Below are 21,949 nucleotides of genomic sequence, written 5' to 3'. Positions count from 1 at the left end.
AGACCTCGACCCACAAGGAGCAGTCATGAGCGAACGCTATATAGGCTTGATGTCCGGCACCAGCATGGATGGTATCGATGCCGTGCTGGTGCTGATCGAGGGGGATGAACTGCGGGTCGAAGCGGCCCTCAGCCACCCCTGGCCCACCGCTCACGAGCTGCACCGGCTCTGCACCCCGGGCGACAACGAGATCGACCGCATGGGGGTTGCCGACAACCTGGTCGCCCGCGAGTTTGCCGCAGCCACCCACGCCCTGCTGGCCAAGGCCGACCTCACGCCTGCCGATATTCGCGCCATCGGCAGCCACGGCCAGACCATACGTCACCGCCCCCAGCTCGGCTTTACCCTGCAGATCGGCAACGCGGCCCTGCTGGCGGCGCTGACCGGCATCGATGTGGTGGCCGATTTTCGCACCATGGACATGGCCCTCGGCGGCCAGGGGGCGCCGCTGGTACCCGCCTTCCATCAGGCTTTCTTTGCCCGCCCCGGCGCCCTGCGGGTGGTGCTCAACCTCGGCGGCATCGCCAATATCTCTGTGCTGCCGGGCCAGGCCGACGGCATCTATGGCTTCGATACCGGCCCGGCCAACACCCTGCTCGATGGCTGGTATCGCCGTCATCACCCCAAGGGTGCCGGCTACGATGCCAGTGGCCAGTGGGCGGCCAGCGGCAGGCTTGTCCCCGAACTGCTGGAGCAGTTGCTGGCTCACCCCTACTTTGCCGCCCCCCACCCCAAGAGCACGGGGCGGGAGATGTTCACCCTCGACTGGCTCGATGGCGAGCTGGCCGGCCACGCCCATGCCCCGGCGGATGTGCAGCGCACCCTGCAGGCGCTCACCTGCCACAGCATAGCCCGCCAGCTGCCCGCACTGGATGATGCGCAAAGCCGGCCCGAGCTGTATGTCTGCGGCGGCGGCGCCCATAACGCCCCGCTGCTGGCGGAGCTGGCCAGCCTGCTGCCCGGCTGGCGCATCGCCAACACGGCCGAGCTGGGGATCGCCCCCGACTGGATGGAGGGTGCGGCGTTTGCCTGGCTGGCACAGCGCTTTATCCAGCGCCAACCGGGCAACCTGCCCGCCGTTACCGGTGCCAGCCGTCTTGCAGTCCTGGGCGCCCTCTATCCCACCTGATCGGCAAGGAGGGCAAGCTGCCCTCCCATACACGGGTGCCAGCCGTCTTGCCGTCCTGGGTGCTCTCTATCCCGCCTGAGCGGCAACTGGGATCACCACCTATTACCCCGATCACTGCCAGCAAGGGAGGGCAAGCAGCCCTCCCATACGCCGGCGCCAGCCGCCCGGCCCTCTTGGGCGCCCTCTATCCCGCCTGAGCACCAACCGGGACCACCACCTTTACCTATCACTGCCAGCCAGCATCTCTAACGGCGCCATTGAGTGCACAATGGCAGGAATGGCAGGAATGGCAGGAATGGCAGGATCAGACAGGCTCCCATTGAACGGATGCCGGCATGCCGCTATCGAGGCACCCGGATCCCGCCGGCCACCCCTTTCGGGCTGAAGAGCACCTGCCAGAGCTGGATATTCCGGGCACGAAATGCCCCGGCACAGGCGCCCAGATAATAGGTGAACATCCTGTAGAATTGCTCATCGTAATTTTCCTTCAATTTTTTCCAATTGGCATTGAAACGGGCTAACCAGGCCATCAGCGTCCGATCATAATCCGCCCCGAAGTTATGCCAATCCTCCATGACAAAATGCTTTTCACTGCTCTGTGAAATCTGAAGTACCGAGGGCAGGCAACCGTTTGGGAAGATATATTCATCGATCCAAGGATCCACATCAAGATCGCTTTTATTGGAACCTATGCTGTGCAACAAAAATAACCCATCATCAACCAGACTCTTTGCCACCACATCGAAGTAGGTGGCATAGTTTTTCGGCCCAACGTGCTCAAACATCCCTACCGAGACGATTCGATCAAATTGCTCATCAAGATCGCGATAATCTTGCAAGCGAATATCCACGGGCAAACCGGCACAATTTTTCTGCGCCAGTGCCTGCTGCTCCGCCGATATGGTCAGCCCGACGACAGAAACACCATAATGCTCTGCGGCAAAACGGGCTAATCCTCCCCAGCCACAGCCAATATCCAGCAGCTGCATATTTTTCTGCAGTTGCAGCTTCTCGCATATCAGATGCAACTTGTCGTTCTGCGCCTGCTCCAACCCGCTGGCATTAGCCCAGTAGCCACAGGAGTACTGCATGTAGGGATCCAACATAAGCTCGAACAGATCGTTACCCAGATCGTAGTGCTCCCTGCCTACCTGCCACGCCCGCTTACGGCTCTGCTTGTTGATGAGACGGCTCGACAGCACATAGAGAATATCGGCAAAGTGGCGCGGCATGCGCTCCTCCACCCCGGTGGCAAGCAAGCGACTGAACAATATGTCGAGGCGTGGGCACTCCCACCACCCATCCATATAACTCTCACCCAATCCTAGTGATCCCTCTTTAATGACCCGCTGAAAGAAGAGGGGATTATGTACATGAATATCATAGGGATGGGGACCATTAATCGTGACCCCAGAATATAAGAGCAGCTCTTCTACAATCTTATAATAATGGTTTTTAGGCACATTCAGATTCAACACTTTTGTTGCCATTACAATATTCCTGTTTTTATTTTTATGCGACTGACCATGACATTAAGACAGTCGCAACGAGTGGGCTTGGTAAAAAGTTGAAAAATGCAGATATTCTCGATGCAGAGATAATTAAAAAACATCTGGCATATCATTCATCCAAGCTTATGAAGTCAATTCATGCACATCCCGGTCTGGTAGGGATATATAACGAAGAGGCGAGGCGTCAAACAACAGGGTATTATTATTCTGGCTCGGACAAACCGGCAGCACAGCCTCACCGGGCAGGCTCAGGCCACCTCTCTTGCCTCGTCGGCAGCCCGCAGCAGGCTCTGGCGACCGAGCCAGTAACCCTGCAGATACCCAGACTCCAGCTTGGAGAGATCCTGAGTAAAGCGGGAGACCCGAAAATCGGCCGGCGGCGCTATCACCTCGATCTCGCAATCGGCGGGAGGATTGGCGATGAAGTCGAGAGCACTGTTGTAGGAACGATCCCGCTCCAGCAGGGCTTGTACCAGTGCCGGCTGGGTTTTCAGCAGCGCTTTCAACATCCAGCAGAAGCGGGGGGGCTTCTTGCGATAGCCATGGGGTTCAGATAACACCACCGTCATCCGGCGCACACCACGGCGATAGGCTTCTATCACAGGTATGGAGTCGCTGATCCCACCATCGGCCATGGGGCGGCCATCGACGCAAGGGGTATCGTGCTGCACCACCGGCAGGGCGCAGGTCGCGGTGAGCACCTCGTCCATGTTATCGGGCCGAACCTGCAGGTAGACGGCGGCGCCTGTCGTCACATCGGTCGCGACCGCATAGAAGGGGATCTGGTGGGCGCAGAAGGTCTCGAGATCCAGCGGGAAACGATGACGACTGGTCCGCCACAGCCAGCCAATATCCACCAAGTCTCCCCCTTTTACGAAGCGCATGGGATCGAGAAAATCGCTGCTACAGGCCAGCTCGGTGATGATGTGATGGCTGCGGCGCGGCTGTTCGCTCAGGTAGGAGACCAGATTGGTCGCACCGGCCGACACCCCGATGATCAGATCGAAGGGGTAGTAACGGCTTTCAACAAAGGCATCGAGCACACCGCTGGCAAAGATGCCGCGCATCGCACCTCCCTCGACAATCAGGGCGGCAGAATGAGAACTTAACATGACAAGGCTCCGTCAGCTGTAATAGGCGCAGGGAATATCCTGCCCAGCGATGGACGCCTTCATGCAGAACACCAAGACGCCGCAGCAGGACGGATCAGGCAAGCATTCTGCGAGGCGGGGGCCAGGCAGGTGCAAACCTGAGACCGTGAAGCTGCTCCCAGTATATGCAGAGCCATAACCTTCAAAAAATGAATTTAAATAATAAAAAACATGCCATTTTGGAATGTTTTGTTTCACCACAGCCTGGCTGACGAAATGCATCCGCCTGCAGTGGCCCGCCAGGATCAGGGCAGACCCGGTCAAGAGGTCTCTTTGGGTGGCTCTATGGTAGCCCCTGACAGCCAACATCCCCCCGACAACGGCTTGTCTAGCTCAAACAACCACCGCTGATGAGCTTGGCAAACCGGGAGAGCAATCGCTGCTCAAGAACTTGTTGTAGTTCGACCAGTTGACGACAGGGTGGCTGAATTTCCCCATGGTGAGGCTGAGAGGCTGACACCACAGGCTGCAAGAATGCGGCGATGGCCTCGCCGGCGAGGAGCGCTGTCAGCCCCCATTGATACGCTGTCGATGGCGGCAGATCCCGTCATCAAGGTGGCACGCCCAGAGACTGGCAGCGGATCTCTTGCCCCGTGGCTTATCAACGAGAGCGGGCCGGAAAATATATGCCTGATCCAATGAGTAATATCGCACCCCGGCGCCTCCCTGATACATTCCCCATGCAGAATGACTGAATCATATTTCAGGGGCATCTTATTGGCGGCAAACTGGTCGTCGGCTAGCATATTTCGAGTCGGCTTGATAGCCCCTGAAAGGGTTTTAAAATACATATCTATGCACAATAAAAACTATTAACTGCAGGATGGCGAATATTTTTAACGCCCCATTCACAGCACAGCCCCCTCCCTACTGGAGGGAAGAACCCAGTCCACACGGGCTCGCCCGCGATACCAGACCTGTTTGATCCACCCAGGAATGGTATTCACCCTGAATTGAATAGCAAAACAGCTATATTTCCAAGCGTTGAGCCATCTCATAGAAACACAATCACCGGTTTGCATCCCCTGATGGCCACTCATAGAATCGCCTCGTCTGAAATAATCAACCCCGTCCCTTCCTCTCTTATCCCATTCAGCTAGTGAGTGGATTAAACATAATAACCTTGGATGCACCCGCTGGCGCAGTCGGTATGGCGCACTCGGATGGGACGAACCTGTACCTGAGTTAACAACGAATACTAAAAAGAGGAATATCTATGAGTGGCACCATCATCAAGGCTGCAAGAAATACCACCAATGCCCCCAGGATCTGGGTCCCTACACCCAGACGGTGGCTTTCTCTCATTACAACAATATTTCTGCCCAACTGCCGGTCGATCCCAAGACCGGCAAGATGGTGAGTGGCGACGTCAAGGTACAGGCCAGACAGTGCCTGAATAACCTCAAGGCGATCATAGAGAGCATCGGCCACGTCATGGACGATATGGTCAAAGCCACCATCTTCCTGAAAGACATGGCGGATCTGGAAGCGGTCGACGCCGTCTATCGCGAATTCTTCCCGGGCTATCTGCCGACCCGTACCACACTCGCGGTGGCCGCCCTGCCGCTGGATGCCCAGGTGCAGATCGACGCCATCATCTCCAATGGCGAAGGCACCTTCCCGCAGGCGCCCTGCGCCCTGGTGAAGCTGGCCCGCAACAGCGACAAGGCACCGCACAACCCGCTCTCGACCCATACAGTCGCCTTCTCCCACTACAACAACATAGGCGCGCAACTGCCGGTCGATGCGGCCTCGGGCCAGCTGGTCGCCGGTGGCATCCGCGAACAGGCGGGTCAATGTCTGCGCCACATCAAAACCGTGCTGGAAAGCATCGATGTGCCGTTTGACGACATCGTCAAGGTGAACATCTACCTGACCAACCTCGCGGATCTGGACGCCGTCAACGAGGTCTACACCACCTTCTTCCCGGACTCCGCCATTGCCCGCGCCGTCGCCTATCTGCCGGCCCGCTCCGTGATCAGCGCCACTGCCCTGCCGCTGGGAGCCAGGGTGCAGATGGATGCGGTCATCTCCCACGGTGACGGCACTCCGCCGCAGCTGGTGGAAGACAGACACAATCTGGTGATCGCTGCCCGCAATACCGACAAGGCGCCACGCAGCCCGCTCCATTGCCAGACAGTCGCCTTCTCCCACTACAACCATCTGGCCGCTCAGCTGCCGCTGGATATCACCACAGGCAAGATCCTGACCGGTTGTGTCAAAGAGCAGGCTGCCCAGTGCCTGAGCCATATCAAAGCCATCGTCGAGAGCATCGACCACGTGATGGACGATATCGTCAAGGTCAATATCCAGGTCAAAAACATCGCGGATCTGGATGCGATCAACGCCATCTATACCAAATACTTCCCGAGCTATCTGCCGGCCCGTACCGTGATTGGCGTCAGCGAGCTGCCCGCCGGTGCCCTGGTGCAGATGGATGCCGTGCTCTCCAATGCGGAAAGCACCCCGCCGCAAGCGTAATAGATATTGAAATACAGGACCTTACGAGAAACCTGTTACCAGGTCATTGCCAAGGTCCTGTTCCATTTCAGTACCACTGACTTGCCCCTATATGGTTTTCCAGTCAGGAAAACGTATCCACAAGTCCATTTCGCAAGCTGATATGCGGTGTGAAATGGTACCGAGCCTAAATAATATGAAACAAGGCCTCAGTCTCACCTTAATATATAGTGAGACTGAGACCTTGATATAAAAACATCACTGCAATCCGTCATATCACATTTCACAATTACCGATCAGCATGTGATGTCACTTATAGATACTTGATAAAAAATGTTTTTGTAAGCTTGCTGTTGCTTTTATTTACGCGAACAAACTCGATATCATAACCACATTTTTTGTAGAACAGAGGGGCTTGAAACTCATTGGTGACGAGATTTATATTGTTGTAGCCCTTGCCATCAAAGTAATGCTCAAGCGTTTGCAATAATTTTCTGCCATACCCTTTTTGACGAACAGACTCATCAACCCACAAGTCCTCAACATATATCTCTGAATATGCTGTGTATGCGCTAAGTACGCCAAACACCTCCCCTTTTTCATCAGATAAAGTAAAAGAGAAGTTTTTAAAATTTATCTCTATGCCATTTTCACGCTCATAATTTTCATGACCTTCCGTCATTTTTGCATCAGCGGCTTCACTTAAATCTTCTGTATATTCAATATGTAATTCATTCACTGTATGACTGCCTATATAAAATGGGAAAGCCCACTGTTTCCATTTCCACCGACTATGATGCCATAAGTTCAGTGCTTGGTGCTAAACGAGAGTCTTGCTGGCAAGGGAGCGTATGACGCCATAAATGGAAGAAACCCCTTGCCCGAAGGCGATGAACGGTCATGGTCTGCTCTGAAATAGTCAGCGCTATACACTGCACATCACCCAATAAAAACGCCCCCCATCTTGCGATGGAGGGCGTTTTATCGTTCCGGCTATTGGGCCAGGTTGGCCCAATGTTCAGGAATTACAGGGGCTGTTACAGGGACTCTGCGGTCGCAACCACGTTTTCCACGGTAAAGCCGAATTCCTTGAACAGCAGCTCGGCCGGCGCGGACTCACCGAAGGTGGTCATGCCGATGATCTTGCCGCCGAAGCCCACGTACTTGTACCAGTAGTCGGCGATACCCGCTTCGATGGCGACACGCTTGGTCACGCTCATCGGCAGGACGGACTCTTTGTACTCGGCAGACTGGGCGTCGAACACATCGGTACAAGGCAGGGAGACCACGCGCACGGCACGGCCCTTGGCAGTCAGCTGATCAAAAGCGGCCACGGCCAGCTCCACTTCGGAACCTGTGGCGATCAGGATGAGTTCCGGGGTACCGGCGCAATCCTTCAGCACATAACCACCCTTGGCGGTATCGGCCAGTTGCTGGCTGGTACGGTCCATCTGGGCCAGGTTCTGGCGGGAGAAGATCAGGGAAGTCGGACCGTCGGTACGCTCGATGGCGTGCTTCCAGGCGATCGCGGATTCAACCTGGTCACACGGGCGCCAGGTGCTCATGTTCGGGGTCAGACGCAGGGACGCGATCTGCTCAACCGGCTGGTGAGTCGGGCCATCTTCACCCAGACCGATGGAGTCGTGGGTGTAAACGAAGATGACGCGCTGCTTCATCAGAGCGGCCATGCGCAGGGCGTTGCGGGCGTACTCCATGAACATCATGAAGGTGGCGCCGTAGGGGATGAAACCACCGTGCAGGGCGATGCCGTTCATGATGGCGGACATGCCGAACTCGCGTACACCGTAGTGGATGTAGTTGCCGGACGCATCGTCGTTGGTCAGGGACTTGGAGCCGGACCACATGGTCAGGTTGGACGGAGCCAGGTCGGCGGAACCGCCCATGAACTCGGGCAGCAGCTTGCCGAAGGCTTCCAGAGAGTTCTGGGACGCTTTGCGGGTCGCAATCTTGGCCGGGTTTGCTTGCAGGGTCTCAATGATCTTGGCGGAATCGCTTGCCCAGTTGGCTGGCAGCTCGCCTGCGGTACGACGCTTGAACTCGGCAGCCAGCGCCGGGTGAGCGGCTTCATAGGCGGCAAACTTGGCAGCCCAGTCGGCTTCCAGCTTGGTGCCCTTCTCCTGACCATTCCACTCGGCGGCGATGTCAGACGGGATGACGAAGGGCGCGTGGTCCCACTTCAGGAAGGCACGGGCGGCGGCGATCTCGTCATTGCCCAGCGGTGAGCCGTGGCAATCATGGGAGCCGGACTTGTTCGGTGAACCGTAGCCTATGATGGTGCGGCAGCAGATCAGGGTCGGCTTGCCGGTCTCGGCCTTGGCGGCTTCGATGGCGGCATTGATGGCTTCCGGGCTGTGACCGTCAACGGCGGCAATCACGTGCCAACCGTAAGCTTCGAAACGCTTGACGGTGTCGTCGGTGAACCAGCCTTCAACGTGACCGTCGATGGAGATGCCGTTGTCATCCCAGAATGCAATCAGTTTGCCCAGTTGCAGGGTGCCTGCCAGGGAGCAAGCCTCGTGGGAGATACCTTCCATCAGGCAGCCGTCGCCCATGAAGGCGTAGGTGTAGTGGTCGACGATGTCGTGACCCGGCTGGTTGAACTGCTCGGCCATGGCCTTCTCGGCGATCGCCATGCCCACGGCATTGGTGATGCCCTGACCCAGCGGACCCGTGGTGGTTTCCACGCCCGGCGCATAGCCGTACTCGGGGTGACCCGGGGTACGAGAGTGCAGTTGGCGGAAGTTTTTCAGGTCGTCGATGGAGAGGTCATAACCGGAGAGGTGCAGCAGGGAGTACAGCAGCATGGAGCCGTGGCCGTTAGACAGAATGAAACGGTCGCGGTCGGCCCACTTGGGGTTGTTCGGGTTATGCTTGAGGTGGCTGCGCCACAACACTTCGGCGATATCTGCCATTCCCATGGGGGCGCCCGGGTGACCGGAGTTGGCTTTTTGAACGGCATCCATACTCAATGCGCGAATGGCATTGGCAAGCTCTTTACGAGAAGGCATCTGTATCTCCTGCGATTGCTTCATTTGATGGCCAAGATTAAGGCGCGTTATTGTCCCAGCAGGGCGCGTGCGGTGCAAATATTATCTGGGCGAATAAAGTGGCTTTGGGAGCTCAATCGCTTTTCTGGCCGGGGCAAACGATTGAGTTGTAAACGGCTTGCACCCCAAATGGGGTAAAGCACGTATCTTGTTCGGCCGGCGCGCGGCAAAACCAAAATAGTGCTGGCAATCGAGGGGGGCGCTAACTAAAATGGACGTCCAGATGTAGATACCTCTACAATCATCCTATCATCACCCGGTTATTGCTGTGGCGATAACCCCAGACAAGCTGAGAATCCCATCATGGCAAAGCTGTTTACTTCCGAGTCGGTCTCCGAAGGCCATCCCGACAAGATTGCGGACCAGATCTCCGATGCGGTACTGGACGCCATCCTCAAGCAAGATACCAAGGCCCGCGTTGCCTGTGAGACCCTGGTCAAGACCGGCATGGTCATGGTCGCCGGTGAAGTAACCACCTCTGCCTGGGTTGATATCGAAGAGATAGTGCGCAACACAGTGCGTGACATCGGCTACACCCACTCCGACATGGGCTTCGATGCCGACTCCTGCGCCGTGCTGAACGCCATCGGCAAGCAGTCCCCCGACATCAACCAGGGTGTTGACCGCAGCGATCCGCTGGAGCAGGGCGCCGGTGACCAGGGCCTGATGTTCGGCTACGCCACCAACGAAACCGACGTGCTGATGCCAGCCCCCATCACCTACTCTCACCTGCTGGTGAAACGTCAGGCCGAAGTGCGCAAGAACGGCACCCTGCCGTGGCTGCGTCCGGATGCCAAGAGCCAGCTGACCTTCGCCTACGACGACGCGGGCAAGATCCTGGGTGTGGATGCCGTTGTGCTCTCTACCCAGCACAGCGAGTCCATCAGCCACAAGGATCTGGTGGAAGCGGTGCGAGAAGAGATCATCAAGCCGGTGCTGCCGGCCGAGTGGATCACCAAGGACACCAAATACTTCATCAACCCGACTGGCCGTTTCGTCATCGGCGGCCCCATGGGTGACTGCGGTCTGACCGGTCGCAAGATCATCGTCGACACCTACGGCGGCATGGCCCGTCACGGTGGTGGCGCCTTCTCCGGCAAAGACCCGTCCAAGGTTGACCGCTCCGCAGCCTACGCCGCCCGCTACGTGGCCAAGAACATAGTCGCCGCCGGTCTGGCGGATCGCTGCGAGATCCAGATCTCCTACGCCATCGGTGTGGCCGAGCCGACCTCCATCAGCGTCGAAACCTTCGGTACCGCCAAGGTGGCCGAGGATCTGCTGGTCAAGCTGGTACGCGAGCACTTCGAACTGCGCCCGTACGGCCTGATCCAGATGCTGGATCTGAAGCGCCCCATCTACCAGGCTACCGCTGCCTACGGTCACTTCGGTCGCGAAGAGTTCCCGTGGGAGCAGACCGACAAGGCCGAGCTGCTGCGCTCCGCCGCTGGCCTCTAAGCCACTCAGTTGTGATAAAAGGGGAGCCTGGCTCCCCTTTTGCTTGTCTGCCGACCGACGGAAATCCCATGTCTGCCACCCCAGCTCAACTCGAACAACTGCTGCATCAGCGGGTCGAGGCCTGTTTCGTGCAGGCCGAGGCGCGCCTCGGCCGCACCTTTGCCCGCCCGCGCATCCACTGCAACATGCGGGGCCGGGCGGCGGGCTCGGCGCGGCTGCAGACCTGGGAGCTGCGCTTCAACCCGGCCCTCTACCAGGCCAACCAGCAGGCGTTTCTGGACGAGGTGGTGCCCCACGAGGTGGCCCATCTGCTGGTCTATGCGCTCTGGGGCCAAGGGCGCGGCAAAGCACGGGTGCTGCCCCACGGCCAGCAGTGGCAGTCGATGATGCGGGAGCTGTTCGACCTTGAGCCCAAAACCACCCACAGCTTCGATCTGACTGTGCTGGCCCAGCGCACTGTGCCCTATCGCTGCCACTGCCAGCAGCATCAGCTGTCGGTGCGTCGCCACAACAAGGTGGTGCGCGGCGAGGCCCGCTATCACTGCCGCCGCTGCAAGCAGCCGCTGGAACGGGAACGGCAGGTGCCTGTGCCTGCGCAGTAAGCCAGCCCGTGTCGCAACCCTGTGCTAGGGTGCCCCTCTCTTCATCCAACCACTTCATTGCCAAGGATCTTCATGTTTCGTCCCCTGTTTTCGTTCACTCTGGCCCTGCTGGTCAGCCTGCCCCTGCATGCCCAGACCTTTCGCGCTGCCAAGCAGGATCTGAACCGCCTCTATCAGGATCACCCCGTCACCTTCTACTGCGGCTGCAAGATTGAGTATCAGGGCAAGAAAATGAGCCCGGATCTGGCCAGCTGCGGCTATGAACCGCGCAAGCAGGCCAAGCGCGCCAACCGCATCGAGTGGGAACACGTGGTGCCGGCCTGGGAATTCGGCCACCAGCTGCAGTGCTGGCAGCAGGGTGGTCGCAAGAACTGCGGCAAGAGCGACGAGTTCAACCAGATGGAGGGGGACATGCACAACCTCTTCCCCGCCATCGGCGAGGTGAACGGGGATCGCGCCAACTACCGCTTCTCCGACTGGAACGGCACCCCGGATCAGTACGGCCAGTGCCAGATGCTGGTGGATTTCAAGGCGCGTCAGGTACAGCCGCCCAAGGGGCTGGTACGGGGCCAGATCGCCCGCGCCTACCTCTACATGAGCCAGCAGTATGGGCTGCGCCTCGCGGCGCAACAGCGTAAACTGTTCGAAGCTTGGGACAGGCAGTACCCGGCCGATGGCTGGGAGTGCGAACGCAATCGCCGCATCGGCAAGTTGCAGGGCAATACCAATCCCTTCATTGAAAAGCAGTGCCAATAACCCCATTTGACAGGGAGGGATCACACCCCTCCCATAACGAGATGCATCAATAGTCGAGTGCGCCGTGAACCCGGCCTCACAGCAAGACATTGACGCGTTTCCAAGCAAGAGACTGACACTTAGCCATGCGCATTCCACGTATCTATGAAGCGGCCGCCCTGCAGGTTGGCCAGACCCTAGCCCTGTCGGAAGACGGCGCCAACCACATAGGCCGGGTGCTGCGCATGCAGCCAGGCCAGCAGCTGGAGCTGTTCAATGGCGATGGCAATCAATATGCCGCCACCATAGCCCTGGTAGGCAAGAAGTCGGTGGAGGTGACCATAGACGGCTGCGAGGCTCAATCTGTGGAGTCCCCCTTCGCCATCCATCTGGGCCAGGTGATCAGCCGGGGCGACAAGATGGACTTCACCATCCAGAAATCCGTCGAGCTGGGCGTCACCTGCATCACCCCGCTCTTCTCCGAGCGCTGCGGCGTCAAGCTGCCGGCAGACAGGCTGGAGAAGAAGCGCGAGCAGTGGCAAAAGGTGGTGATCAGCGCCTGCGAACAGTGCGGCCGCAACCTGGTGCCCGAAGTTCGGATGCCCATGGAGCTGGACGCCTGGCTCGCGGAAGAGACCAAAGAGCTCAAGCTCAACCTGCATCCGCGCGCCGAATACAGCATCAGCACACTGCCCGTTCCCGAGCATGGGGTACGGCTGCTGATAGGCCCGGAAGGGGGCTTGTCCGGCGACGAGATCGCCCGTACCGTGCAGGAAGGTTTCAAGGAGATGTTGCTGGGTCCGCGGGTGCTGCGCACCGAAACCGCCGCCCTGACCGCCATTACCGCGCTGCAGTGCCGCTTCGGCGATCTGGCCTGAAACGGGTTCTGACAATCTCAAACGCAATCGAGCTACCAGAAGGACATTCGGATGACCATTAAACTCGGCATAGTGATGGACCCCATCTCGGCCATCAATATCAAGAAGGACTCCAGCTTCGCCATGCTCGAAGAGGCGCAAAAGCGCGGCTATGAGCTCTTCTATCTGGAGATGTCGGATCTTTACATGGAGGCGGGCCGCGCCTTTGGCACCATGCGACCGCTGACGGTCAAATATGACTACGCCGACTGGTTCAGCCTGGGCGAGGTGGTGGATCAGCCCCTCTCCACTCTGGACGTGATCCTGATGCGCAAGGATCCGCCGTTCGATACCGAGTTCATCTACGCCACCTACATGCTGGAGCGGGCCGAGGATGAGGGCTGCCTCATCGTCAACAAGCCGCAGAGCCTGCGCGACGCCAACGAGAAGCTCTACACCGCCTGGTTTGCCGAGCACACCCCGACCACGCTGGTGACCCGTCGCTCTGACAAGCTGCGCGCCTTCCACGCCCGGCACAAGGACGTGATCTTGAAGCCCTTGGACGGCATGGGCGGCGCCTCCATCTTCCGCATGAAGGAAGATGACGCCAACGTGGGGGTCATCATCGAAACCCTCACCGAGCACGGTAACCAGTACTGCATGGCCCAGACCTATCTGCCCGCCATCAAGGATGGCGACAAGCGGGTGCTGGTGGTGGACGGTGAACCGGTTCCCTACTGCCTGGCCCGCATTCCGGCGCAGGGGGAGACCCGTGGCAACCTGGCGGCCGGTGGCCGTGGCGAGGCGCGCCCCTTGAGCGAGGCGGACTGGGCCATCGCCCGCGCCGTCGGCCCAACCCTCAAGGCCAAGGGCCTCATCTTCGTCGGCCTAGACATCATAGGCGATCGGCTGACCGAGATTAACGTCACCAGCCCGACCTGCATCCGCGAAATCGAGGCCGCCTTCCCGGTACATATCACCGGCATGCTGATGGATGCCATCGAGCGTCGGCTGGCGAAAGCCTGAGTGGCCCGAAGCTAAACGGCAATAACAACAGAGGCGGCCCAGTGGCCGCCTCTGTTGTTTCTCCTGCCAGAACGCCGGGCACGCCCCTCAGCAACGGAACTGCCCCACCTTCACCTTGAGGTCGCTGGAGAGCTGCTCCAGCTCGTGGCAACTCTGATTCAGCTCGGAGGCCGCCGCCGTCGACTCGGTGGCAATGTGGGCGATATTGACCACGTTGCGGCTGATGTCCTCCGCCACCTTGCTCTGCTCCTCCGCCGCCGTGGCGATCTGGGTGTTCATCTCGTTGATCACGTTGACCGAGCTCACTATCTCGCCGAGAGCCTGACCGCAGGCCAGCACGGTACGATTGGACTCTTCCACCTGACTCAGTCCCAGCTCCATGCTGGAAGCCGCCTGGGTGGCCCCCTGCTGCAGCTTGACTATGGTCTTGCCGATCTCTTCGGTCGAACGCTGCGTGCGCTGGGCCAGGGTACGCACCTCGTCGGCCACCACCGCAAAACCACGGCCCTGATCGCCGGCCCGCGCCGCCTCGATCGCCGCATTGAGCGCCAGCAGATTGGTCTGCTCGGCGATGCCGCGGATGGCATCCATCACGCTGCTGATATTGCGGCTGTCATCCGCCAGCTGGGTGATCATGGCGGCCGTGTTCTGGATCTGGGCGGAGAGACCGGACATGCGCAAGATGGCATCTTCGACTATGTGGTGACCGTGACGGGCGCTCTCATCAGCATGGTGCGCCGCATCCGCGGCGGCGTTGGAGCTGTTCGCCACCTCGGCCACTGTGGCGCTCATCTGGTTCATGGCGGTCGCTGTCTGATCCGTCTCCGCCTGTTGCTGGGCGAAACGGCCCCGGCTCTGGGTGCCGATATGGGCCAGGTGAGCCGACTCTTTGGCGAGCTGCTCCGCCATGCCGTTGATCTGGGTGATGAGGTCACGAAAATGACAGATCACCTCGTTGAGGGAGTGGGCCAGCCCGCCCATCTCGTCCTTGCGCAGCACGGGCGCCAGCTTGCTCAGGTCGAGATCCGTCTGCATGCCGCGCAAGATCCCGCCCATGGCCGCCAACGGCTGGCTGACGCTGCGCCCCGCCCACACGCCGAAGAACAGGATACAGGCGCCACCCACCACAAACAGCAGGATGAACAGCCGGATCAACTGCACCCTGAGCTCATTGAGCTCGGCCATGTTCTTCTCGGCCTCCTGCAACTGGTACTCCACCAGGGCGCTGACCCCGTCACTGACCGGGTCGATCACCCGATAGAGCGGCATGATATGGGCGGCCAGCTGGCCCTGGTTGTCACCCTGCATGCTTGCCAGTATCTGCATCACGGACTCAATTTCCCGATCCGCCGCCGCGAACAGCGTCTGCATCTTGTCGGCCTCCCGCTGCTCGGCCTGGCTCATCTCCTGACCGCGATACTCTCGCCAGATCCGGTTGATCTCCTGCTGGGCGGCGCTCATGTCCGCGCGCGACTTGGCGGGGTCAAAGCCCCCCACATTGGCCTTGTTGGCGGCGTCTATCACCTTGACCGCGTAGAGATCGGCGATCTGCTTGAGCTCCTTGAGCTGAACGACCTCCCCCTGATACATGGCATTCATGCCCGCCATCAACTGGGACATAGCCTGGGTCGCCCCTATCACCAGCAGCAGGAGCGTCAGCAGGGGAACCACACACCCCAGGATCAACTTCTGTCTGATCGAAATACCTTCCATGGCGTTCTCTCCATCCTGACCATGTCGCTGAACAGGACCGCAAGCGATAAAAAGCGGTTTTGCCCGACACAGTGAGCTGCCATAATTGACCCAAATACCTTTGCAATATTTGGCCCATATGCAAACACTGCAAAATCATTTCCTGCTCGCCATGCCGAGCCTCTCCGATCCCTATTTCGAGCGTTCGCTGGTCTACCTGTGCGAACACAACGAGGAGGGTGCCATGGGGCTGGTGGTCAACATACCGGTGGACATGTCGCTGGACGCCATGCTGACCCAGCTCAAGCTCGCCCCCCCGGCCAGCCCGGACCTCAAGCAGCCCGTGCTGCAAGGGGGGCCGGTACACGCCGATCGCGGTTTCGTGCTGCACAGCTTCCGCCCTGGGTTCAACTCCACCCTGCAGGTGGGGGATGAACTCATGGTCACCACTTCCAAGGATATACTGGAAACCCTGGGCACAGAGCAGGCCCCGGATCACTGGCTGGTGGCGCTCGGCTACGCCGGCTGGAGTGCGGGTCAACTGGAACAGGAGCTGGTGGACGGCGCCTGGCTGGTGATACCGCCCAACCCGGATCTGGTCTTCAAGACCCCGATCCATCAGCGCTGGCAGCAAGCGGCCGCCAGCATAGGGGTCAATCCCATTCATCTATCCAGCGACATCGGCCACAGCTGATGCCGTTTGCCACGCATTTTGCGATGCGTTTTGAGGAAACAATTCAATGTCATCACGCAGTATCATGGGCTTTGACTACGGCACCAAGAGCATAGGGGTCGCCATCGGCCAGGAGCTCACCGGCACGGCCCAGCCCCTGCGCGCCATCAAGGCCAATGACGGTGTCCCCAACTGGGACGACGTCGAGAAGCTGCTCAAGGAGTGGCAGCCAGACCTGCTGGTGGTCGGCCTGCCGCTGAACATGGATGGCACAGAGCAGGAGATCACGGTACGGGCCCGCAAGTTCGGCAACCGTCTGCACGGCCGTTTCGGCAAGCAGGTGGAGTTCAAGGACGAGCGGCTCACCACCACGGATGCCCGCGCCCGCCTGTTTGAACGGGGTGGCTACAAGGCGCTCGACAAGGGCAGCGTGGACGGGGTCTCAGCCCAGCTTATCGTCGAAGCCTGGATGGAAGAGCAGTACGGTTGACCGGCAAGGGGGAGGCAGCGAACGCCTGCCTCCCCCTCACCATATCCATCAGGCCTTGGCCTGTTGCGGGAGCACATCCTCTTCATCCGCCGGGCCGGCATTCATCATGCGGTTGAGCCAGGGCACCATCAGCGCCATCACCACGGCCACCAGCAGCGTCGCCAGTCCTATCTGGCCAAATACATCCGTATAGATGGGCAGCGTCAGCAGCGGATCCGTCACCCCTTGCGGCACTGCAGTAAAGGTCGCCACATAGCCCCCCAGCAGGGATGCCATCGCCTGGGTCAGGAACCACATCCCCAGGATGAAGCCCATCAACCGCTGCGGCACCAGCGCCGCCACCATGGCCAGCCCCAGGGCGCTGATCATCAGCTCGCCCAGGCTCTGGAACAGGTAGATGAGCACCATGAACCAGGGCGAGGTCAGCCCGCCGGCATCGGCAAACCAGATGCCCGCCGCCGCCGCGGTCAGGAAGCCAAGGGAGCAGAAGAACATGCCCAGGGTAAACTTGAGCGGCATGGTCAGATCCCGCCCCTGGCTGCCCATGCGGGTATAGATCATGGCCAGCACGGGGCTGCCCACCACCACCCAGAAGGGGTTCAGGGCCTGAAAGCTGATCGGATTGACGGTAAAGCCCAGCATCTCGTGATGCATGTTGTTGATGGCGAAGAAATTAAGCGAAGTCGGCATCTGGGCATAGAGCACGTAGAACACCACGGCCTCCAGCATCAGCACGAAGGCCACGTACATCTTGTTGCGGTGGATGCGATCCAGCTTGAACGCCTCGCGGAAGAAGAAGATCACCACAACCAGGGTCACCGTCATCAACACCATGTTGGCGATCACCACGTGGTGCATCAGCCAGGCGCAGAAGAAGACCAGCGCCACCGCCCCCAGCAAGACCAGCAGCAGCTTGCCGTAGTCGAGCGGCAGATGATCCGGCTCCGAGCCTATGTCCCTGACCATGTTGCGGCAGGCAAAGAAGGTCAGCAGCGCTATGATGAGGCCGACCCCGCACAGGTTGTAGGTCACCGTATAGCCGTAATGATCGGCAATGACCGGGGCCAGCGAGAGGGATATCAGGGAGCCAATGTTGATCGACATGTAGAACAGGGTGAAGGCCCCGTCCAGACGGGGATCCCTTGGCCCATAGCACTTGGCGAGCAGGCTGGCCGGGTTGGCCTTGAACAGGCAGTTGCCCACGGCAATGGTGCCCAGGGCATAGAAGATGAGGTCGGGATTGTAGATCGACATGCCGGTCATGAAATAGCCGATGACCAGCACTATGGCCCCCAATACCATGGTGCGCTTGGTGCCCAGAATATGGTCACCCACATAGCCGCCGACCGAGATCAGTCCATATACCAGCGCCGAGAAGGCGCCGAAGGTAATAAATGACTGCTCCTGTGAAAAACCCAGTTGCTGGACAAAGAAAACCGCCAGGATGCCTTGTACGCCGTAATAGCCAAAGCGTTCCCAGAGTTCGACGAAGAAGATCATGAAAAACGGTTTGGGTTGCTGTAACAACCCGGTCGGGGCGGATGGATGCATACTAACCTACCTGTGTGTATGTTCTTTTATTCATGTCAAAGCGGCAGGATCCACGCATTGATGCGCAGTCCTGCGCCTGATATGTCATATGGGGCGACAGCCAGGTTTGACGAGATGAATATTCATCTACCCGCAGTCATGCTTATTTGGCCTGTATCAGGGTGCCTATTTAAATATCGGAGGCGGACACTGAGCCCACTTGGCAAATGACTAAATAGCGCGGCCTCGCGCAGACAGCATTGCCTGATCTCACCCGTGCCTCCTCGCCCCCGGATCAGGTTCCCTATTTTGATGTGATGGTGCCTGGTACCCCGATCGTCGGCTCGGCCAGCAGGCAAGGCCGCACTTCGCAACCAACCAGACAAGGTTAAAACCACACGATCAAGGATTGGCATGCTATATCACTAGCATCTAACGAACTTAATGGTTGATCACACTAGAAGATAACCAATTAATGACATTTTCTAATGAAACCGGATTACTTTTTGTAGCGCAAACGGCGCCATATGGGGCGTGAATTTTCGACCCTGACATGCCTGGCAAGCGAGCAGGTGGTATGGCGAACAGGGTGGCGGCAACCACCATCACTGACATGAAGAGAGGGACAACAGACCCGTCATGACCCAGGTACTGACAAATACTGATACGCACCCGCGAGTATTAACCAATCTGGTCCGTTGACGCCCCCGGGTATATCAATTCCAATGGGCCGCCCGCATGATGTCGGGCGCTGTGGGAGTGAAACATGTATCAGTCATCGGATTTTGATATCGGCGGAGATCGACTCAGGATCAAGCGGGAGCAATATCCGCTCGCCAAAATAGTGAATATCAAGGCCAGACAATCCAGCCTGACAAAACAGCTGCTGCGGGCGGCCGGCATAGGCCTGATATTCTCCTTCGCCGTCTGGCTGCTGCCCCTGTTCAATACAGCGCCCGAGGTGACGACTATATTGGCTCCCCTGCTGTTTATTGCGGGCATGCTGTTCGCACTGCTGCAATATGCCAGATATGAGTTGCTCATCGAGGTGCGGCATGGGGATGAGACCGGCATTCAATGGGTCACTGTGGCCAGAAGCCGCCACCAGCAAGACTTCGCCCTGTTCCGGCAACAGGCGGATATTCTCACCCGTCGGCTGATGCAATAGTCCGGGCGCCTGACACGAATACGCCGGGGCAGCCCCGGCGTATTTCACGACATTTATCCATCGCCCCCTTGGCCGACAGACAGATGGATACGGCTGATCACAACTCCAGCTGGCTCAGGATGGCGTGGGCCGCCTTGACCCTGGCCTCGTTGGGATAGTTGCGGTTGGCCAGCATGACGATGCCGATTCCCTTGGCGGGCACGAACGCCACATAGGCGCCAAAGCCGTTGGTCGAGCCCGTCTTGTTGTAGAGTCGCGCCAAGCCCGTCTCTTGGGACGCGGCAACAGGTTTGACCGGGTTGGCATTGTAAATCACCGCCGAGGAGTTGCCCGCCAGCAATGTCTGCTCGGTGACCGGATAGGCGTAACTCTCCCAGCCCAGCCCCTGGGTCATGTCCCCCACAGAGTAGAAACCTGTGTGGGTCAGCGCGATCGCACTCTTGACCGCCTCATCCCCCTGATAGCCGATGTTGGCCTCGACAAATCTCAACAGATCCGCCGAGCCGGTCTTGATGCCATAGGCCTCTGCCGCCAGCACGCCCGGATTGACCCTGATGGGCTTGTCTTCCTTCGAGTAACCGTAGGCATAATTCGCCATGGCCGACTCCGGCACCTGAATATAGGTGTGGTGCAGACCCAGCCTGGGCAGCAGAGTCTGGCTCATCAGTTGCTCAAACGGCTGGCCCAGGCTGCTCGCCGCCAGGTGGCCGAACAGGCCTATGCTGGGGTTGGAATATTGGCGATGGCTGCCCGCCGGATAGGCCGGTGTCCAGTGCCGGTAATACGCCCGCATCTTGTCGCTCGAATCCACCTCGTCGGGGAACTGCAGCGGCAGGCCACCCGCACTGTAGGTGGCGAGCTCAGCCATTGTGATGCCATCAAAGGCGGAGCCTTTGAGCCAGGGAGCCTGCTGGCTCACCTTGTCATCCAGCTGAAAGCCCCCCTTGGCGATGGCGTAGGCCCCCAGCGTCGCGGTCAGGGTCTTGCTGACCGAGCCAATCTCGAACAGGGTCTGCTCGCTGACGCGAGCACCGCTCTCCCGATCCGCCACCCCGTAGTTGAAGTAGTGCGCCTTGCCATCCTTGAGCACGGCGACCGCCATGCCCGGAACCCTGTGCTCCTTGAGCAGAGGCTGGATGGCGCCGTCGACCACGGTCGTCAGGGGATCCGCCCCCTCGCCGTGGGACAGGGGGGAGAGCAGCAGGGCACTCAGTGCAAGCAGTGACACGGCAGTGTTTTGTTTCATTGGATGAGTCTCGCGATGGATAAAAGCGCCGGCATGGTGGCAGGCGCAGTCAAGGTGTGAGGCCAGCATAACCGGCCAGCATGTGTCCACTGTGCGCCTGGGTGAAGTCTGTGTGAAGTCGCCCCCAAACATGACCCGTCTCAAGGGTTTATCCCGTAGTTCCGCGCCTTCTCCCGCCGCTGACGTATAAGCTGTAGGGGCGAAAGGAGACAAGGGAGGCGCGGGTGAAGGGACAAGAGCACATAGCACGACTGCTGGCGGCACTGGAGCAGGTGATCCTGGGCAAGCCGCTGCAACTCAAGATAGCCCTGGTGACCCTGCTGGCCCGTGGTCACCTGCTGATCGAGGATCTGCCCGGCATGGGCAAGACCACCCTGGCCCACGGGCTGGCGCAGGTGCTGGGGCTGGATTGTCGACGGGTGCAGTTCACCGCAGATCTGCTGCCGGCCGACCTGCTGGGGTTGCAGATCTTTGACCCCCACCAGCAACAATTTCGCTTTCACCCCGGCCCCGTCTTTACCCAGGTGCTGCTGGCGGACGAGATCAACCGCGCCAGCCCCAAGGTGCAGAGCGCCCTGCTAGAGGCCATGGCCGAGGGCAAGGTGAGCATAGAGGGCCACACCCACCCACTCCCCTCCCCCTTCTTCGTCATCGCCACCCAGAATCCGGCGGATCAGGCGGGCACCTATCCACTGCCGGAATCCCAGCTCGACCGCTTCGCCGTGCGGCTGTCGCTCGGCTTTCCACCACGGGAAGCGGAGCGTCAGCTGCTGCGCGGCCACCGCCAGAGCCAGCCCCTGCTCCCGCAGCTGCATGCCACCGAGCTTGCTGCCCTGCAGGCCGAAGGAGATGCCATCCATGTCTCCGATGCCACCCTCGACTACCTGCTGGCGCTGGTGCAGCAGAGCCGTTTCGATGCCGAGCTGCCCCAGCCCCTCTCCCCCAGAGCGGCCCAGACCCTGCTGGCGGTGAGCCGAGCCTGGGCGCTGGTGGCGGGGCGCCATTTCGTCACTGTGGAAGATGTGCAGGCCGTCTTCCCCTATGTGGCCGAGCACAGGCTCAGGGGCAGCTTCGGCGTGCAGCGCGGCGAGGCCTGCCCCCTGAGCCAGCGCCTGCTGGCCAGGGTCGATCCGGACAATCCTTGATGAGACGCTCC

Annotated in this window: 18 protein-coding genes and 1 pseudogene; 11 read left to right on the top strand and 8 right to left on the bottom strand. The window is 59.4% G+C overall.

Features of this window, described 5'->3' with window-relative positions:
• Window positions 1-25: 25 nt before the first annotated feature.
• Entirely contained in the window at window positions 26-1,129 is a 1,104-nt protein-coding gene (locus CK910_RS11460; protein ID WP_098983076.1) for an anhydro-N-acetylmuramic acid kinase, read from the top strand.
• A gap of 341 nt (window positions 1,130-1,470) precedes the next feature.
• On the opposite strand, the gene cfa is transcribed toward CK910_RS11460, so the two are convergent.
• From cfa to CK910_RS23715, 3 genes are all read right to left on the bottom strand, one after another.
• Window positions 1,471-2,619, bottom strand: coding sequence for a cyclopropane fatty acyl phospholipid synthase (cfa, locus tag CK910_RS11455; RefSeq protein ID WP_098983074.1), 1,149 nt, complete (start codon window positions 2,617-2,619; stop codon window positions 1,471-1,473).
• 269 nt (window positions 2,620-2,888) lie between these two features.
• Window positions 2,889-3,752 (bottom strand): patatin-like phospholipase family protein, encoded by an 864-nt coding sequence (locus CK910_RS11450; RefSeq protein WP_098983071.1) that lies wholly within the window; start codon window positions 3,750-3,752, stop codon window positions 2,889-2,891.
• Window positions 3,753-3,764: 12 nt separating this feature from the next.
• On the bottom strand, window positions 3,765-4,055 hold the full coding sequence (locus CK910_RS23715) for a hypothetical protein (protein ID WP_157774612.1): 291 nt from the start codon (window positions 4,053-4,055) through the stop codon (window positions 3,765-3,767).
• 952 nt (window positions 4,056-5,007) lie between these two features.
• Here CK910_RS23715 and CK910_RS11445 point away from each other — a divergent pair.
• Window positions 5,008-6,272 (top strand): annotated as a pseudogene (locus CK910_RS11445) (RidA family protein).
• Window positions 6,273-6,564: 292 nt separating this feature from the next.
• On the opposite strand, the gene CK910_RS11440 reads toward CK910_RS11445, so the two are convergent.
• Both CK910_RS11440 and tkt read right to left on the bottom strand, forming a co-directional pair.
• Window positions 6,565-6,990 carry a GNAT family N-acetyltransferase gene (locus CK910_RS11440; protein WP_157774611.1) on the bottom strand — a complete coding sequence of 142 codons (426 nt, stop codon included), beginning with the start codon at window positions 6,988-6,990 and terminating at the stop codon, window positions 6,565-6,567.
• A gap of 298 nt (window positions 6,991-7,288) precedes the next feature.
• The gene (tkt, locus tag CK910_RS11435) at window positions 7,289-9,280 is read right to left on the bottom strand and encodes a transketolase (RefSeq protein WP_098983066.1); all 1,992 of its coding nucleotides are present in this window, start codon (window positions 9,278-9,280) and stop codon (window positions 7,289-7,291) included.
• A 342-nt stretch (window positions 9,281-9,622) separates the two neighbouring features.
• Between tkt and metK the strand changes: the two genes are divergently transcribed.
• From metK to gshB, 5 genes are all read left to right on the top strand, one after another.
• Complete coding sequence (gene metK, locus CK910_RS11430; protein ID WP_043135581.1) at window positions 9,623-10,774, top strand: methionine adenosyltransferase; 1,152 nt, start codon at window positions 9,623-9,625, stop codon at window positions 10,772-10,774.
• Window positions 10,775-10,842: 68 nt separating this feature from the next.
• On the top strand, window positions 10,843-11,376 hold the full coding sequence (locus CK910_RS11425) for a SprT family zinc-dependent metalloprotease (RefSeq protein ID WP_098983063.1): 534 nt from the start codon (window positions 10,843-10,845) through the stop codon (window positions 11,374-11,376).
• Between the two features lie 72 nt (window positions 11,377-11,448).
• The gene (locus CK910_RS11420; protein ID WP_043135585.1) at window positions 11,449-12,132 is read left to right on the top strand and encodes an endonuclease; all 684 of its coding nucleotides are present in this window, start codon (window positions 11,449-11,451) and stop codon (window positions 12,130-12,132) included.
• A gap of 125 nt (window positions 12,133-12,257) precedes the next feature.
• Window positions 12,258-12,989: a 16S rRNA (uracil(1498)-N(3))-methyltransferase gene (rsmE, locus tag CK910_RS11415; RefSeq protein WP_043135587.1), complete on the top strand. Its 732-nt coding sequence runs from the start codon at window positions 12,258-12,260 to the stop codon at window positions 12,987-12,989.
• Between the two features lie 51 nt (window positions 12,990-13,040).
• Window positions 13,041-13,994, top strand: coding sequence for a glutathione synthase (gene gshB / locus CK910_RS11410; RefSeq protein WP_098983060.1), 954 nt, complete (start codon window positions 13,041-13,043; stop codon window positions 13,992-13,994).
• Between the two features lie 87 nt (window positions 13,995-14,081).
• Here gshB and CK910_RS11405 read toward each other — a convergent pair whose 3' ends face one another.
• Window positions 14,082-15,707 (bottom strand): methyl-accepting chemotaxis protein, encoded by a 1,626-nt coding sequence (locus CK910_RS11405; RefSeq protein ID WP_043556317.1) that lies wholly within the window; start codon window positions 15,705-15,707, stop codon window positions 14,082-14,084.
• Between the two features lie 118 nt (window positions 15,708-15,825).
• On the opposite strand from CK910_RS11405, the gene CK910_RS11400 reads away from it, so the two are divergent.
• The gene (locus tag CK910_RS11400) at window positions 15,826-16,380 is read left to right on the top strand and encodes a YqgE/AlgH family protein (RefSeq protein ID WP_042037546.1); all 555 of its coding nucleotides are present in this window, start codon (window positions 15,826-15,828) and stop codon (window positions 16,378-16,380) included.
• Window positions 16,381-16,426: 46 nt separating this feature from the next.
• Complete coding sequence (ruvX, locus tag CK910_RS11395; RefSeq protein WP_042867427.1) at window positions 16,427-16,849, top strand: Holliday junction resolvase RuvX; 423 nt, start codon at window positions 16,427-16,429, stop codon at window positions 16,847-16,849.
• Between the two features lie 48 nt (window positions 16,850-16,897).
• On the opposite strand, the gene dtpB is transcribed toward ruvX, so the two are convergent.
• Entirely contained in the window at window positions 16,898-18,400 is a 1,503-nt protein-coding gene (gene dtpB, locus CK910_RS11390; protein WP_098983055.1) for a dipeptide/tripeptide permease DtpB, read from the bottom strand.
• Window positions 18,401-19,145: 745 nt separating this feature from the next.
• Between dtpB and CK910_RS11385 the strand changes: the two genes are divergently transcribed.
• A complete protein-coding gene (locus CK910_RS11385) occupies window positions 19,146-19,547 on the top strand; it encodes a DUF6232 family protein (protein WP_098983053.1) in 402 nt (133 codons plus the stop codon).
• Window positions 19,548-19,644: 97 nt separating this feature from the next.
• On the opposite strand, the gene ampC is transcribed toward CK910_RS11385, so the two are convergent.
• On the bottom strand, window positions 19,645-20,793 hold the full coding sequence (gene ampC / locus CK910_RS11380; protein ID WP_098983051.1) for an FOX/MOX family class C beta-lactamase: 1,149 nt from the start codon (window positions 20,791-20,793) through the stop codon (window positions 19,645-19,647).
• 224 nt (window positions 20,794-21,017) lie between these two features.
• On the opposite strand from ampC, the gene CK910_RS11375 reads away from it, so the two are divergent.
• Window positions 21,018-21,938 carry an AAA family ATPase gene (locus CK910_RS11375; protein ID WP_098983048.1) on the top strand — a complete coding sequence of 307 codons (921 nt, stop codon included), beginning with the start codon at window positions 21,018-21,020 and terminating at the stop codon, window positions 21,936-21,938.
• The last annotated feature ends 11 nt before the right edge of the window (window positions 21,939-21,949 follow it).

The sequence above is a fragment of the Aeromonas sp. CA23 genome, assembly GCF_002587065.1.
GTDB classification, from domain to species: Bacteria; Pseudomonadota; Gammaproteobacteria; order Enterobacterales; family Aeromonadaceae; genus Aeromonas; species Aeromonas bestiarum.
The sequence above is the reverse complement of the archived record's forward strand: the minus strand, read 5'-3'. Positions and strand labels throughout refer to the sequence as shown.